Origin of the sequence: Candidatus Pelagibacter sp. HIMB1593 (assembly GCF_052047755.1) — a bacterium.
In the GTDB taxonomy this organism is placed as follows: Bacteria; Pseudomonadota; Alphaproteobacteria; order Pelagibacterales; family Pelagibacteraceae; genus Pelagibacter.
In genome coordinates this window covers 1283439-1298917 of sequence record NZ_JBNAJK010000001.1, presented here as the reverse complement: position 1 = coordinate 1298917, position 15479 = coordinate 1283439, and the positions used below count along the sequence as shown (strand labels likewise).

Below are 15479 nucleotides of genomic sequence, written 5' to 3'. Positions count from 1 at the left end.
TCATTTTGGTGTACTTTCATTATATAAATTAATTTATATTAACGTTTAAACGGAGGAATAATGAAAAAATTAAGTAAATTATTACTTGCTCTTTCTTTTGCTCTTTCAATAACTTCATCAGCATTTGCAGTTACTGTTGCATCTTGGGGTGGAGCTTATACTGAGTCTCAAAAGCTAGGGTATGGTGATCCAACTGCTAAGGCACTTGGAGTAGATATCAACTGGGTTGACTACTCCGGTGGTTTATCAGAAATTAAAGCACAAAAAGAAGCGGGTGCTATTACTTGGGATATCATAGACCTGTTTGCATTCGATACAATTAACGGATGTGATGAAGGTTTATTTGTTAAATTTGATTTTGACAAAGACTTCCCAGCTGCACCAGATGGAACTCCTGCAAGTGAAGATTTCTTCACAGGAATGCCAAGTGAATGTGCTGTAGGAAACATCTTATATTCTTGGAACTATGCTTACGACACAAGAAAATTTAGTGGTTCAAAAGCTCCTACAAAAATTAAGGACTTCTTTAACACTAAAAAATTCCCAGGCAAAAGAGCAATCTACACTAGTGCTTTAACTAATTTAGAAATTGCTTTAGCTGCGGATGGCGTGAAGCTAGGTGACGGCGGAACTAGAGTTTACAGAAAACTTTTAGAAGACGGTGGAATCGACAGAGCGTTAAACAAAATTAGAGAATTATGTACAGATCCAAATGGTGGATGTGTATTCTGGTCTGCAGGTGCTCAACCACCTGAATTATTAGTTGCTGGTGAAGTTGTTATGGCAACTGGTTGGAACGGAAGATTCTTCAATGCTGAAGTTGGTGAAGGTGCTCCAATTAAACAAGTATGGGATGGTCAAGGTCTTGACTACGAATACTTTGCTTTAGTTAAGGGCGGTCCAGATGAAGCGAATGCTAAAAAAGCTTTAGCTATGATGACTAACACTGAAATGTTAGCTGGTAGCGCTAAGTATATTGCATACGCTCCATGGAGAAAATCTTCTCTTGATGTAATCACAGCTGGTGAGCCATGGTACAAAGATGGTAAAACAGAAATGATGCCTCAAATGCCAACTGCTCCTGCTAACACTAAAAACTATTTCTTAGTAGACCCATTCTTCTGGGCTGACTACGGAACAGAGATTGGTGAGAAGTGGGAAGCTTTTAAAGCAGGCCTATAATTTCAGTTTTAATCACTGAATTTATATAATATATATTTAGGGCGGTTATTAACTAACCGCCCTATTTTTTTATGAGCTCTGAAGCAAAACAAATTTTAACAACTGACGGAATACCATTAGAAGTCAGTTTAAAGAAAGCTGAACGGAAGAATAAGATTAAAGCCTTTCTTCTAGTAGCTCCTCTATTATTATTTTTAGTCATCACCTATATATTTCCAATTGGAGAAATGTTTACGAGAAGTATTGATGACAAAATGATAACCAACATGCTTCCTAAAACATTTAAGGAAATGGAAAATTGGGATGGACAAGAACTACCTCCCGAAGAAGTTTATTCTGCTTTTTATTATGACTATAAAGCTCTTGTTGAAAAACAAGAACACGGAAAACTTGGTCAAAGATTAAATAAAGAAAAAAACGGGTTTAATTCAACAACTAAAAGATTGTTTAGAAATATTAAAAGAAAAAAGATAGACGAAAGCGCTAGTTTCAAAGAACAGATGATGAAGGTCCATAAAAACTGGGGTAAAGTCGAGTACTGGCAAGCTATAAAAAGAACAGCACCACCATATACATTAGCTAAATATCTAAAAGGTATGGATATGTATTATGCTGCTGATGGAAGTATCGCTCAAGTAGATGAAGATAGACGAATTCATAGAATTTTATGGTTAAGAACGCTTGAAATTGCATTTTTTGTAACCCTATTTTGCTTTGCAATGGGTTATCCTATTGCTCATTTATTAGCTACATTGCCAATGAAGTACTCAAATCTATTAATGATTTGTGTTCTTCTCCCATTTTGGACTTCATTATTGGTCAGAACTGCAAGTTGGATGATTTTATTACAGCAACAAGGAGTCGTTAATGATTTCTTTGTCATGATAGGATTAGTTGCAGACGATAACAGGCCTGAAATGATGTACAATAAAGTTGGAACTTATGTGGCAATGACACAAATATTATTACCTTTCATGGTTCTTCCACTTTATAGTGTTATGAAAACAATCTCTCCAAGTTTAATGCGAGCAGGGAAATCTTTAGGAGGAACACCTTTTGTTGCATTTTGGAAAGTTTATTTCCCATTAACTATTCCAGGTATAGGAGCGGGATGTTTATTAGTATTTATATTGGCAATTGGATATTACATTACTCCAGCATTAGTAGGAGGCGCCTCTGGAACTTTGATAAGTAACCAGATTGCATACCACATGAAAACAACTTTAGACTGGAGCTTTGCATCTGCAATGGGATTGATGTTGTTAACTGGAGTTTTAGTTGTGTATTGGATTTATAACAAATTAGTTGGAGTTGATAATATTAAATTAGGATAAAGATGGCATTACCAAGTTATACAGAAACTCGCTATAGAATTTGGCATTATGTTTATTTAGCTATTTGTGCTTTTGTATTTTTCTTTTTAGTTGCCCCTTTATTAGTAATATTCCCATTATCATTCAATGCTGAAGAATTTTTAGTTTTTTCTGAAGGAATGAAAAATCTTGATCCTGATGCCTTTTCTCTAAGATGGTACAAGGATATGGTTTATGGAACCAAAAACCCATGGGGACTAGCTGCAAAAAATAGTTTTATAATTGCAATATTTGCAACGATAGGATCGATAATACTTGGTACATTGGCTGCGTTAGGTTTAAGCAGTAGGCACATGCCTTATAAGGGAATTATAATGGCTACTTTAATTTCACCAATGATTGTTCCGTTAATTATATCAGGTGTTGCAATATTCTTTTTCATGGCAAAAGTTGGTTTAGCAGCAACACATACAGGAATAGTTTTTGCTCATATAATCCTAGGAACTCCATTTGTTGTAATCACCGTAACTGCAACATTATCAGGATTTGATCATAGTGTAACAAGAGCGGCATCTAGCTTAGGTAGCAACCCTGTAAACACTTTTATGAAAATTACTCTTCCATTGATATTACCAGGTGTAATTTCAGGAGGTTTATTTGCATTTGTAACTTCATTTGATGAAGTAGTTGTAGTTTTATTTCTTGCTGGTTTAGAAAATACTACAATTCCAGTACAAATGTGGACTGGTCTTAGAGAACAGCTTAGTCCAACAATTTTAGCTGTTGCAACATGTTTAATTATTCTTTCAACTTTAATATTAATTAGTGCAGAACTATTAAGAAGAAGATCTGAAAGATTAAGAGGAATTAATAGATAAAACTAAACTGCTTCAATTATTGTTGCAATTCCCATTCCCAAACCAATACATTGAGTAGCAAGAGCGTACTTTTTATTTTCTCTTTTTAAAAGTTGTGCAGCTTTTCCTGTTATCCTTGCACCTGTTGCGCCTAAAGGATGTCCTAAAGCAATTGCTCCACCATCCAAATTTACTTTATTAATATCTATTTCTAAATCTTTGATACAAGCTAGTGATTGAGATGCGAAAGCTTCATTTAGCTCCACAATATCAATGTCTTTTATTGAAAGTTTAGCTCTTTCTAAAGCTTTTTTGGTAGCTGAAATGGGACCTAATCCCATAAAATTTGGATCACATCCTTCAACAGCAGTAGATTTTATTCTCCCAAGAATTTCTAAACTATTCTCTATAGCAAAGTTTTCTTCACAGATAAGAGTTGCAGCAGCTCCATCAGTTAGAGGAGATGAAGTTGCAGCTGTTACTGTTCCATTTTGATCAAATACTAACTTTAAACTATCTAGTTTTTCCATTGTGCTACTAGGTCTAATATTTTCATCAATTTCACAATTACCTATCTTAGTAATTTCACTCTTAAATTTATCTTTTTGTTGGGCTTCATTTGCTTTTCTATGACTTTCTAAAGAGAACTCTTGTTGCTCAGTTCTTGAAATATTATATTTTTTTGCAACATTCTCAGCTGTAATTCCCATTGATAAATATAAATGTGGATTTTGTTTTTCTTTATCAGAATAAGGGTAAGGTAAAGGATCAAAGCCAGTTCTAACTCTTGTCATACTTTCAACACCTCCACAAACAAATATCTTACCTGATCCCATTGCTATTTTTCCTGCTGCAATATGAATCGCTTCCATTGAAGATCCACACCATCTATCTACAGACATTCCAGGAACTCTCATATCTAGATCTGATAAAAAAGTTACCAATCTTCCAATATTAAAACATTGTTCACCAACCTGAAAAGCGCAACCAATAACAACATCATCAATTTCTTTTGGATTAATTTTTGATTGTGAAACAAGATCTTTAATTACTTCAGCTAGTAGATTAACTGGTTTTACATCTATTAATTTCCCTTTATTTGCCATTGCAAAAGGTGATCTGGAGTAACCAGCTATTACTGAATTGTACATTTTTCTCTTTAATATTGTGTTAATTTATATAGCTTACCAATTTAATTAATCAGGAAATTTGTCTTATTTCAAGTTTTTGATTAATTCAATAAAAGTTTATTGTTTATGGATATAAAAAAAGTAGTTGTTATTGGATCTGGTACTATGGGTAGTGGAATTGCAGCGCACCTGTGTAACGCAAATGTACCTGTAACTCTTTTAGATTTAACGACAGAAATATCTGAAAAAGCTAGAGACAGAATTCACAAATCAAGACCTCCATTACTTTTAGATAAAACCAAAATTGAAAATATTAAAGTTGGAAATATTAATGATAATTTTGATGTCGTAAAAGAAGCTGATTGGGTTGTTGAGGCTGTTGTTGAGAGAATTGATATAAAGCACAATATTTATGAAAAAATATTTAAGAATAGAAAACAAGGAGCAATTGTTTCATCAAACACATCATCTATCCCAATTAAAGTATTATCTGAAAAATTAACTGAGGAGGAAAAAAAAGATTTTTGTATTACTCATTTCTTTAATCCAGTTAGATACATGGGGTTACTTGAAATTGTAAAAAATGAAAATAATGATTTGAATAAAATCAATTCTCTCAAAAAATTTTGTGAAATTGAATTAGGTAAAGGTGCTATCGTTTGTAATGATACACCTGGTTTCTTAGGAAATCGAATAGGGGTTTATGCAATGCAGGTAGCAATGACTGAAGCATTTAGAATGAAATTATCAATTGAAGAAGCTGATGCAGTCTTTGGAAGACCAATGGGTATACCTAAAACAGGAGTTTTTGGATTATATGATCTAATTGGAATTGATTTGATGGCTGATGTTTTAAAAAGCTTTATTAAAGAACTTTCTGATAATGACGAATTTCAAATTGTTGCAAAAGAAATTCCGTTAGTAAAAAAATTGATTGATACTGGTTATACTGGACGTAAAGGAAAAGGTGGTTTTTACAGAATGAATAAAAGTGGAAACCAAAAAGTATTAGAAGCTATCAATTTAGAAACAGGTGAATATCTAACCTCAAAAAAAATAGATTTAGGAGTAGAGACTGTAGATATTAATAATTTAATTAATCGAAAAGATAAATATGGAGAATATGCTTGGGAAGTAATTTCTAAAATAATTAAATACGCATCTTCTCTAGTTCCAGGAATTACAGATAAGTTCAATGATATAGATGAAGCAATGAGACTTGGTTTCAATTGGGCAATGGGTCCTTTTGAAATGTTAAAATCAATTGGAGTAGAAAACTTTTTTTCAAGGATAGATAATTTTGAAAATATTAAATTTTTAGAAAACTTATCTAAGTCAAAAGATGAAAACTTTTATGGAGAAAGACAATTATATACTGATATTGAAACACTAGGAAAAATTAGACCAACAGCAATAAAAGTAGATAAAAATAATTCTGCTGAAATTCATCGTTTTAAAGATTTTAATATTGTCGAGTTTACTACAAAAGCTTGTGCATTAGATTATGATTCAATGGACGCATTAAAAAATGCAACTGATAAACCGCTTATTGTTATGAATGAAAGTATGCAATTTTCTGCAGGTGTGAATTTGAGTTATACAATGAATTTTGCAGACAAGAATGATTTCAAATCTATAGAAAAATTTATTAAATATTTTCAAGATACTTGCAAAACATTAAAATATTCTAAATACCCAGTAGTTTCTGCACCTTCAGGTCTTACTTTAGGTGGTGGTTTTGAAGTTTTAGTTCAAAGTAACTTTGTTGCATCACACACAAATATTGTGGTTGGTCTTGTAGAAACAATTGTTGGATTGGTGCCAGCTGGAGGTGGATGTAAAGAAATGTTATGGAGATGGTCACAAACAGAAGAAGCAAAATCTGATCCTGATTATGCTCCTTTAAAAGTATTTGATATTATTGGATACGCAAAAACTGCAACCTCTCCTGTAGAAGCTGAGCCTTTAAAATACTTAAAACCTGAGGATAAAAAAATTATGAATAGAAATAGTCTTTTTGAAGAGGCGAGAAAACTTATTCACCAAAATAACGATTTTGTACCTCCAGAAGAGTGTAAATTTAATTTATCTGGAAAACCTTTGAAAGAGAAGATGATTAAAGTTTTAGAGAAATTATATAATGATAAAATAATATTAGATCATGGAATGCATGTAGGAACTGAACTAGCAAATGTTTTAAGTGGCGGTGATACAAATTTAGATAAAACTTTATCAGAAGATGATCTATATAAATTAGAGTTAGATTCTTTTATGAGATTGATAGAAACCAAACAAACTCAAGATAGAATTAAACACACTCTTTCAACTGGAAAACCTTTAGTTAATTAGTCCCTAATATTCTAAAAGTGTTTATATAATCAGGTCTAAGTACATAGATTGCTTTATTACCTGTTTTAATTTTCTTAAGAATATCTAGACCAAACTTTACTTTTCCAAGTGGAGTGTATTCTCCTTGATAAATTGGGATATCTTTCAAGGTAATAAAAAATTCACTATCTTCAGAGTCAAATTCCGTTGATCTTGCAAAACCAACACTTCCTTCAGTAAATTCAAAATCATCACTAAGTTCTGATTTTAATAATCCTAATCCTGATTTTCCACTTCCAATTTTTGAGTAATCTAAATATTCAATATTTCCAAATTCAAGATCACCAGCTTGCACTAAAGTATTTTCAACCACCTTATAGAAAGCTGAACCATCATACATTTTTTTTTCAATTAATATTTTAAATCTTTCAACCGCTTTAGGAGAGATTTCAGGATATAACTCAATAATAACATTTCCACATTCTAAATTCATTACCGCAATATTATCTGGGTTTTTAAAGTTTAATTTTTTTAAATCATTGTTGTCTATAAATAGACATTTATTTTTTAATAAAAAAAAAGATGAAAAAGCAGAAACGGCTAAAACTATTAAAAAAATAAATAAAATTTTTTCTGATTTTGATGCCTTAATTGTTTTAATCATAAAATATTTTCATCGATTTTAGATATATTTAATTTAATAAAATTAACCTTTTTGTTTAATATAGGGTCGTTTTTTATTTTCTCTTCAATCAAATTTTTATTAACCATTAAAAAAGAAAAGATTTCAGCCATATCTTCTGATGGAATTGATTTAGAGTATTCTGTTAAAAAACCATTAGTATTTTCATATAAATCTAAATTTAATCTATCTGAGCAAGTGGAGCATTCAGCGTATTTAAAATCAGAATTATTAAATAAAGAAAATTTTTTATCATTAAAATCATTCTCATAACTATTTTGAATCATATGAAAAATCTCATGATGAATCATTCTTTCAAAATATTTTTTGTTAAAGTTTATGTCTAATATTAAAGTTCTATTTTTATTATCTGGTATTCCGCCAGTATTGATGTTCGAAATAAATAAACCCTCACAAAATACAACATATTTTAAATTTATTTTTTTAAGAAATTTAGAATTATATCTTTTTAAATTTCTTTCAATTGTTGGAAATTTTGTATTAAGATTTTCTTGATTTGTCTTATTGCAAGTAATGTTGTCATCTACTCCTATTTTAAAATCTCCTTTTGCATTTAAATAACGGATATTGTTCTTATTTTTTAGTTTATAGATTTCCAAGTTCGGGATTTTGATTAGATTATATATTTCATCAGCATTTACCTGTGAAAACTGAAATATTAAGATGAATAAAATAATAATTTTCATTAATTTATTATAGACGAATTAGATTAGATAATATTATCTTAGATTATTAAAAAATGACAAAAGAAAGAAACAAAAATCCTATTCAACCAGTAAGTGGAACAAAAGTACCTCGATATGCTGGCCCAAGTACTTTTGCAAGATTACCAGAATTAAGAGATGTTGAGAGCTGTGATGTAGCGATTGTTGGTGTTCCGTTTGATGCTGGAACCAGTTATAGACCAGGGGCGAGATTTGGTCCTCAGAGTATAAGACAAGCATCTAGACATTTAAGAACAAATTATCATCCAAGTTATGATGTGGAACCTTTTAAAATTCAACAAGTTGCTGATGCTGGAGATATTTCATGCAATCCATTTAGTATTGATGAAGCTATTAAACAAATAGAAGAGGGAGCAACTGATTTATTAAATAAAGTAGGTGGAATAATTAGCTTAGGTGGTGATCATACAATTGCAGTGCCACTGCTAAGAGCAATTAATAAAAAAAATAAAGGACCAGTTTCTTTAGTTCATTTTGATGCTCATTTAGATACTTGGGATACTTATTTCGGCGCTCCATATACACATGGAACTCCTTTTAGAAGAGCAAGAGAAGAAGGTTTATTTTTAGATGATGCTTCAATGCATGTTGGCATAAGGGGACCTCTTTATAGTAGAGATGATATTAAAAATGATGAAAGTTTTGGTTTTAAAATAATTCACTGTGATGAGTTTCAAACCGAAGGAACAGACAAGATTGCTGAAAGGATTAGAAAAAGAGTAGGAGATAACCCACTTTATCTATCTATAGATATTGATGTGTTAGATCCAGCATTTGCGCCTGGTACAGGAACACCAGAGATAGCAGGAATGACCACACGAGAAATGGTTAATGTTTTAAGAGGTTTGTCTGGATTAAATTTAGTTTCAGCTGATGTAGTAGAAGTTTCACCAGCATATGATCATGCTGAAGTTACATCTCTTGCAGCTGCAACAATAGTTTACGAATTAACAAATTTATTTGCAAAATCATAAGGAAAGGATAATTTTAAATCATGTTAGATAAAAAAAATTTTTATATTAATGGTGCTTGGGTTAAACCAAACAGTGCTAAAGAAATTAAAGTAATTGATCCAGCAACAGAAGAAAACTGTGCTGTAATTACTTTGGGAAATAAAGCAGATGTTGATTTAGCAGTTGCTGCAGCAAAGGATGCTTACGAATCTTGGGCCTTTTCCTCTAAAGAAGAAAGAATTGCATTATTAGAAAAACTTTATGAAAATTATAAAAAAAGATGGGCAGATATTGCAGAAGCCATAACTCTTGAAATGGGTGCACCAAAAGATTTTGCCACAAAATTACAAGCAGGAACAGGAGCAAGTCATATTAAATCATTTATCAGATATTTGAAAAATTTCGAATTTGAAAAACCATTGGGAGAACACGCTCCTAACCAAAGATTAATTTATGAACCTAAAGGTGTTTGTGCATTAATAACACCTTGGAATTGGCCAATGAACCAAGTTTGTTTAAAAGTAATGCCAGCAATTGCGGCAGGTTGCACAATGGTATTAAAGCCATCAGAATTAGCGCCACTTTCATCAATGATACTTGCTGAAATTATTGATGAGGTAAAATTTCCAAAAGGTGTGTTTAATTTAGTTAATGGTGATGGAGCAACAACAGGCGATGCTCTTACAAGCCATCCAGATATTAATATGATCTCTTTCACAGGCTCAACAAGAGCTGGAGCTTTGATTTCTCAAAACGCTGCTAAAGATTTTAAAAGAGTAAGCTTAGAATTAGGTGGTAAAGGGGCAAATATAATTTTTAAAGATGCTGATCCAGAAGCAATTGAAAGAGGTGCTTTAAGATGTTTTAGAAATTCTGGACAATCTTGTAATGCCCCAACAAGAATGTTGGTTGAAAAATCAATGTATGATGAAGCTATAGAGAGATTAAAAAAATATAGTGAAAATTTTGAAGTGGGTGATCCTAAAAAAGAAGGGGAGCACATAGGTCCAGTTATTTCAGAAACTCAATACAATAAAATTCAAACTTTAATTCAAAAAGGTATTGATGAAGGAGCAAAATTAGTTGCTGGAGGAACAGGTAAACCTGATGGATTAGATAAAGGTTACTTTGTTAAACCAACTGTATTTGCAGATGTAAATAATGATATGGATGTTGCAAGAACTGAAATTTTTGGACCTGTTCTATCTGTTATCCCATTTGAAACAGAGGAAGAAGCAATTAAAATTGCAAATGATACTTCTTATGGATTAACAAACTATATTCAAACTCAAGACTCTGAAAAAGTTCAAAGAGTTGCTAGAAAATTAAGATCTGGAATGGTGGATGTTAATGGAGCCGGTATTGCAGTTGATGCACCCTTTGGAGGTTTTAAACACTCTGGTATTGGTAGAGAAGCAGGTGAACATGGCTTAGAAGAATTTTTAGAGGTAAAAGCTGTGGGTGGTTGGAGTTAATTTACTGATTTATCTTTTACACCTTCTAAAAATTTAAGGCATTTTTTCATTTCATTTAATTCTATGAACTCATCAATTTTGTGAGCTTGTTCTATAGATCCAGGTCCACAAACAACAGTACTGATTCCTAATTCTTGGAATAAACCAGCCTCCGTTCCAAAAGAAACTACTTCTCTGGAATTATCACCAGTTATATTTGATACAAATTCGCATGCTTCAGATTCATCTAATCTGTTAAACCCAACCACTTCACCAATTGTTTCTTTTTTAATATAAGAATCTGGAAATACTTTTTTCATTTCTGGTAAAAGTACTTCATTTGCATATTTATCAATTTCATTTGTTACAAATTCGCCATCCTCTTTAACAACTGGCCTTGTTTCCCATTCAACACTACATTTGTCTGCAATAACATTATGAGCAATACCACCTTTGATGCCACCAATTGATAATGTTGAATGTGGAGGATCAAAAATACTATTTTCTTTTACTCGTTTTTTTAATTGTTCTCTTATCTCTAAAAGTTTCCCAACATACCTAGTAGCATATTCTGCAGCATTTACTCCTAAATGTGGCTTTGAACTATGTCCTGCTAGTCCTCCAAAGTGAACTGTGTATTCATTCATACCTTTGTGAGCATCTATTATTTTCATTGTAGTTGGTTCTCCAATTATACAAATTCCATTTTTGATATCTCTTTTTTTCAATTCCTCTATCAACAGAGGAGCACCAATACATGCAGTCTCTTCATCAAAAGTGTAACAGAAATGTAAATCTCTATCTAAATTACTTTCTTTAAATATTGGTGCATAAGCAAGTGTACATGCAATAAAACCTTTCATGTCACATGAGCCTCTTCCATAAAGTTTATCTTTTTTAATTGTTGCAACAAATGGATCGGTGCTCCAACCTTTAGAAACTGGAACGACATCAGTGTGTCCTGATAGAATAATTGGTTTTTTTGTGCTTTGATTTTTTGCTTTTAAAGTTCCAAAAAGATTAACTCTTTTTTTATCATCATCGTAAACTTTGAAAGTATCTATTCCGATGTTATTTAAAATATTTTCACAATAATCAATTAAATTACTATTATCTTGGCCTGAGATAGTTTTAAATGCAATTAAGTCAGTTAAAATCTTGATTGATTTTTCATATAAATTGTTATCTATACTCATAAACTTAAAACACTATATTATATTATGATTAAAGAGCAAATTACCTATGACACTTTTGACAAAGTAGATATTAGAGTTGGCACTGTTATTTCAGTTAAAAAAAATGAAAAGGCCAGAAAGCCATCTTTAGTGGTTGAAGTAGATTTTGGAAGTGAAATTGGCGTCAAACAATCATCAGCTCAAATTACTCATTATTATAATGAGGAAAATTTAAAAGGAAAGCAAGTCATTGCAGTTTGTAATTTTCCTGAGAAAAATATTGCTGGTGTAGTTTCACAAGTATTAGTTTTAGGAGCAATAGATGCTGAAGGGAAAGTTACTTTAGTACATCCGTCACAAAAAGCTGAGAATGGTTTACCAATTGCTTAGCAATGCATCCTGAAATTCTTTCGATAACTTTATTTGGAATTGTTGCTGCATTTACACCTGGTCCTAATAACTTTGTAGCTTTTTATTCAGGTTTTAACTTTGGTATAGTTAGAACACTTCCACATATAATCGGGGTTACCCTAGGTTTTCCATTTTTATTATTATGCCTAGCTTTAGGTTTGATAAATATATTTAAGCTTTATCCTTTAATTCAAGAAATATTAAAATATTTAGGAACTTTATTTTTGATTTATTTAGCTTATAAAATTTCTTTTTCAGGTCCATCAAATCAAGAAAATAAAAATAAAAATCCGATTAAATTCCATGAAACTTTTATCTTTCAGTTTCTAAATCCAAAAGGTGTAATTGCATCTATAATTCTTGTATCTACTTATATAAACCCAGGAGAAACATTTGTGAGTTATACGACTCAAATTCTTGTTATGGCTTTACTAGTTTCGGTAACGAGTATAACTCTTTGGACATTTTTGGGTAAATTCTTTAGGAAATTTGCGACAAATCAGAAATTTATTAATTATTTTAATTATGCTATGTCACTGCTTCTTTTAACAAGCATAATAACTTTTTATTTATAAAATATGACACCAGGAAACAAAAATTCTTATAATTCTCTTAAAAAAATTAACATCAACAACAAAGAGTATAATTATTATTCATTAAGTGAAGCAGAAAAAAATGGGCTAGATGGAATTAATAAACTTCCAAAATCTCTAAAAGTTTTATTAGAAAATTTATTAAGATACGAAGATGATTTGAGTGTTACAAAATCTCAAATAGAAGCAATTAAAAATTGGCTGGAAACAAAAAAATCAAAAACTGAAATTGCATATAGACCTGCTAGAGTTTTGCTTCAAGATTACACAGGAATCCCTGCTGTTGCAGATTTAGCTGCAATGAGAGAGGCTGTTAAAGAAAAAAATAAAGATCCAAATACAATCAATCCATTATCAGCTGTTGATCTTGTAATTGATCATTCTGTTCAAGTTGATCAATCTGCAAAAGCAGATTCATTTGAAAAAAACGTAGATATAGAATTCAATAGAAATGGTGAGAGATATTCATTTTTAAAATGGGGACAACAAGCTTTTGATAATTTTAGAATTGTCCCTCCAGGAACAGGAATTTGTCATCAGGTAAATTTAGAATACTTATCTAAAGTAGTTTGGTCTGAAGAATTTAAAGGTGAGAAATATATATTTCCAGATACACTTGTCGGCACAGATAGCCATACAACGATGGTTAATGGACTTTCTGTTTTAGGCTGGGGAGTAGGTGGTATTGAAGCAGAAGCAGGAATGTTAGGCCAACCTATATCTATGTTGATACCTGAAGTGATTGGTTTTGAAGTTAAAAATAAAATGCCCGAAGGCACAACAGCAACAGATCTTGTTTTAACAGTGGTTAAAATGTTAAGAGATAAAGGTGTTGTTGGAAAATTTGTAGAATTTTATGGAGATGGATTAAAAAATCTAACTCTTGCAGATAGAGCAACTATTGCAAATATGGCTCCAGAATACGGTGCGACTTGTGGTTTTTTTCCAATAGATGATGAAACTTTAAAATATCTAAAATTTTCAGGTAGAGATCAGCACACTGTTGAAGTAGTTGAAAAATATGCGAAGGAACAAGGGTTATGGGCTAGTAATGATTTAGAATTTACTGATGTAATTTCTTTAGACATGTCTACGGTTGTACCAACTATTTCTGGGCCAAAAAGACCTCAAGATAAAGTTTTGTTAACTGATGCACCAACTTCATTTAAAAAAGTTTTATCTGAAGCAACTAATAAAGATCAAAAATCAGTATCGAAAGTTTCAAATACTGATTATGAAATTCAAGATGGTTCAATTTTAATTGCTGCTATAACTTCATGTACCAATACTTCAAATCCAAATGTTTTAATTGGAGCAGGTTTGCTTGCAAAAAAAGCTGTTGAGTATGGATTAGAAGTTAAACCATGGGTTAAAACATCATTAGCACCTGGATCTCAAGTAGTGACTGACTATTTAGAAAAAGCTGGTTTAAATACTTATTTAGATCAATTAGGTTTTAATTTAGTTGGATACGGATGCACTACTTGTATTGGAAACTCAGGACCATTACCTGAAAATATAGTAGAAGCGATTCAAAAAGAAAATATTCACGCCGTTTCTGTACTATCAGGAAATAGAAATTTTGAAGGAAGAATTTCCCCACATATTAAAGCAAACTATTTAGCTTCTCCACCATTAGTGGTTGCTTACGCAATAGCAGGGCATATGGAGTTTGATTTATACAAAGACCCTCTTGGAAAAAGTAAAAATGGGAAAGATATATTTTTAAAAGATATTTGGCCATCAAATCAAGAAATAGAAGATACTTTAAAACAATCTTTGAATGCTGATATGTTTATTCAAAGATACTCAAATGTTTCTGATGGTCCTACTCAATGGCAACAAATTAAAACTGAAAAAAGCAGTATTTACCAATGGGATGAAGGTTCAACTTATGTAAAAAAACCTCCATTCTTTGAAGGTTTGTCTGATGAGCCAGAAGGATTTAAAGAAATTAAAGATGCAAGACCGTTATTAATATTGGGTGATATGATAACAACAGATCACATTTCACCAGCTGGAAGCATACAAAAAGATAGTCCGACTGGAGAATATTTTATGGAACATCAAATTTTACCTAAAGATTATAATTCTTATGGCTCAAGAAGAGGGAATCACGAAGTTATGATGAGAGGAACTTTTGCAAATATTAGAATTAGAAATGAAATGGCACCAGGAACCGAAGGTGGATTTACAAAATTATATCCTGAAGAAAAAGTAATGCCTGTTTATGATGCAGTTGTTGAGTATAAAAAAAGAGGAACTGATTTGGTCGTAATAGGTGGTAAAGAATATGGAACTGGCTCTTCGAGAGATTGGGCTGCAAAAGGAACTAAACTTTTAGGAGTAAAAGCAGTTATTGCTGAAAGCTTTGAAAGAATTCATAGATCAAATTTAATTGGAATGGGAATTTTACCACTGCAATTTAAAGATGGAGAAAACAGAAAAAGCTTAAATTTAGTTGGCTCAGAACTAATAAGTGTAGTTGATATTGAAAAAGGCATAAATCCTTCTGATGAAGTTGTTATAGAGATCAAATACATCTCTGGAGAAATTAAAAAAGTGAAGACTTTATCTAGAATAGATACTAAAAATGAGCTGGAGTATTATAAAAATGGAGGAATTCTCCAATATGTGTTAAGGAACATGATTTAA

General features: G+C 31.5%; 13 protein-coding genes. 9 read left to right on the top strand and 4 right to left on the bottom strand.

Annotated elements, in window-relative coordinates:
• Positions 1-60: 60 nt before the first annotated feature.
• From ACTTA0_RS06870 to ACTTA0_RS06860, 3 genes are all read left to right on the top strand, one after another.
• A complete protein-coding gene (locus tag ACTTA0_RS06870) occupies positions 61-1182 on the top strand; it encodes an extracellular solute-binding protein (protein ID WP_440676533.1) in 1122 nt (373 codons plus the stop codon).
• Between the two features lie 71 nt (positions 1183-1253).
• Positions 1254-2516 (top strand): ABC transporter permease, encoded by a 1263-nt coding sequence (locus tag ACTTA0_RS06865; RefSeq protein WP_440676532.1) that lies wholly within the window; start codon positions 1254-1256, stop codon positions 2514-2516.
• 2 nt (positions 2517-2518) lie between these two features.
• Positions 2519-3373, top strand: a complete 855-nt coding sequence (locus ACTTA0_RS06860; protein WP_440676531.1) for an ABC transporter permease — start codon at positions 2519-2521, stop codon at positions 3371-3373.
• A gap of 2 nt (positions 3374-3375) precedes the next feature.
• On the opposite strand, the gene ACTTA0_RS06855 is transcribed toward ACTTA0_RS06860, so the two are convergent.
• Positions 3376-4503, bottom strand: coding sequence for a thiolase family protein (locus tag ACTTA0_RS06855; protein WP_440676530.1), 1128 nt, complete (start codon positions 4501-4503; stop codon positions 3376-3378).
• A 105-nt stretch (positions 4504-4608) separates the two neighbouring features.
• Between ACTTA0_RS06855 and ACTTA0_RS06850 the strand changes: the two genes are divergently transcribed.
• The gene (locus ACTTA0_RS06850; RefSeq protein WP_440676529.1) at positions 4609-6831 is read left to right on the top strand and encodes a 3-hydroxyacyl-CoA dehydrogenase NAD-binding domain-containing protein; all 2223 of its coding nucleotides are present in this window, start codon (positions 4609-4611) and stop codon (positions 6829-6831) included.
• Here ACTTA0_RS06850 and ACTTA0_RS06845 read toward each other — a convergent pair.
• Together ACTTA0_RS06845 and ACTTA0_RS06840 are read right to left on the bottom strand one after the other, a co-directional pair.
• Positions 6824-7474, bottom strand: a complete 651-nt coding sequence (locus ACTTA0_RS06845; RefSeq protein ID WP_440676528.1) for a peptidylprolyl isomerase — start codon at positions 7472-7474, stop codon at positions 6824-6826. The two genes, ACTTA0_RS06850 and ACTTA0_RS06845, sit on opposite strands and share 8 nt — an antisense overlap.
• Entirely contained in the window at positions 7471-8199 is a 729-nt protein-coding gene (locus ACTTA0_RS06840) for a putative zinc-binding metallopeptidase (RefSeq protein WP_440676527.1), read from the bottom strand. Before ACTTA0_RS06840 ends, ACTTA0_RS06845 begins: the two co-directional genes overlap by 4 nt.
• A 53-nt stretch (positions 8200-8252) precedes the next feature.
• Here ACTTA0_RS06840 and speB point away from each other — a divergent pair, with 53 nt between their 5' ends.
• Complete coding sequence (gene speB, locus ACTTA0_RS06835) at positions 8253-9212, top strand: agmatinase (RefSeq protein ID WP_440614075.1); 960 nt, start codon at positions 8253-8255, stop codon at positions 9210-9212.
• Between the two features lie 20 nt (positions 9213-9232).
• Positions 9233-10666, top strand: a complete 1434-nt coding sequence (locus ACTTA0_RS06830) for an aldehyde dehydrogenase family protein (RefSeq protein ID WP_440676526.1) — start codon at positions 9233-9235, stop codon at positions 10664-10666.
• On the opposite strand, the gene argE is transcribed toward ACTTA0_RS06830, so the two are convergent.
• Positions 10663-11841, bottom strand: a complete 1179-nt coding sequence (gene argE, locus ACTTA0_RS06825) for an acetylornithine deacetylase (RefSeq protein ID WP_440676525.1) — start codon at positions 11839-11841, stop codon at positions 10663-10665. The genes ACTTA0_RS06830 and argE overlap by 4 nt on opposite strands.
• A gap of 27 nt (positions 11842-11868) precedes the next feature.
• On the opposite strand from argE, the gene ACTTA0_RS06820 reads away from it, so the two are divergent.
• From ACTTA0_RS06820 to acnA, 3 genes are read left to right on the top strand one after another with little or no spacing between them, the layout of a single operon-like run.
• Positions 11869-12210: a tRNA-binding protein gene (locus ACTTA0_RS06820; protein ID WP_440619473.1), complete on the top strand. Its 342-nt coding sequence runs from the start codon at positions 11869-11871 to the stop codon at positions 12208-12210.
• Positions 12211-12212: 2 nt separating this feature from the next.
• A complete protein-coding gene (locus tag ACTTA0_RS06815; protein WP_440614078.1) occupies positions 12213-12806 on the top strand; it encodes a LysE family translocator in 594 nt (197 codons plus the stop codon).
• A gap of 3 nt (positions 12807-12809) precedes the next feature.
• Positions 12810-15479: an aconitate hydratase AcnA gene (acnA, locus tag ACTTA0_RS06810; protein ID WP_440676524.1), complete on the top strand. Its 2670-nt coding sequence runs from the start codon at positions 12810-12812 to the stop codon at positions 15477-15479.

Bases quoted from the DNA above. Each gene is read 5' to 3' on its own strand.
- speB (WP_440614075.1), top strand. From the start codon at position 8,253: ATGACAAAAGAAAGAAACAAAAATCCTATTCAACCAGTAAGTGGAACA.
- ACTTA0_RS06845 (WP_440676528.1), bottom strand. From the start codon at position 7,474: ATGATTAAAACAATTAAGGCATCAAAATCAGAAAAAATTTTATTTATT.
- acnA (WP_440676524.1), top strand. From the start codon at position 12,810: ATGACACCAGGAAACAAAAATTCTTATAATTCTCTTAAAAAAATTAAC.
- ACTTA0_RS06830 (WP_440676526.1), top strand. From the start codon at position 9,233: ATGTTAGATAAAAAAAATTTTTATATTAATGGTGCTTGGGTTAAACCA.
- ACTTA0_RS06860 (WP_440676531.1), top strand. From the start codon at position 2,519: ATGGCATTACCAAGTTATACAGAAACTCGCTATAGAATTTGGCATTAT.
- ACTTA0_RS06815 (WP_440614078.1), top strand. From the start codon at position 12,213: ATGCATCCTGAAATTCTTTCGATAACTTTATTTGGAATTGTTGCTGCA.
- ACTTA0_RS06870 (WP_440676533.1), top strand. From the start codon at position 61: ATGAAAAAATTAAGTAAATTATTACTTGCTCTTTCTTTTGCTCTTTCA.
- ACTTA0_RS06865 (WP_440676532.1), top strand. From the start codon at position 1,254: ATGAGCTCTGAAGCAAAACAAATTTTAACAACTGACGGAATACCATTA.
- argE (WP_440676525.1), bottom strand. From the start codon at position 11,841: ATGAGTATAGATAACAATTTATATGAAAAATCAATCAAGATTTTAACT.
- ACTTA0_RS06855 (WP_440676530.1), bottom strand. From the start codon at position 4,503: ATGTACAATTCAGTAATAGCTGGTTACTCCAGATCACCTTTTGCAATG.
- ACTTA0_RS06840 (WP_440676527.1), bottom strand. From the start codon at position 8,199: ATGAAAATTATTATTTTATTCATCTTAATATTTCAGTTTTCACAGGTA.
- ACTTA0_RS06850 (WP_440676529.1), top strand. From the start codon at position 4,609: ATGGATATAAAAAAAGTAGTTGTTATTGGATCTGGTACTATGGGTAGT.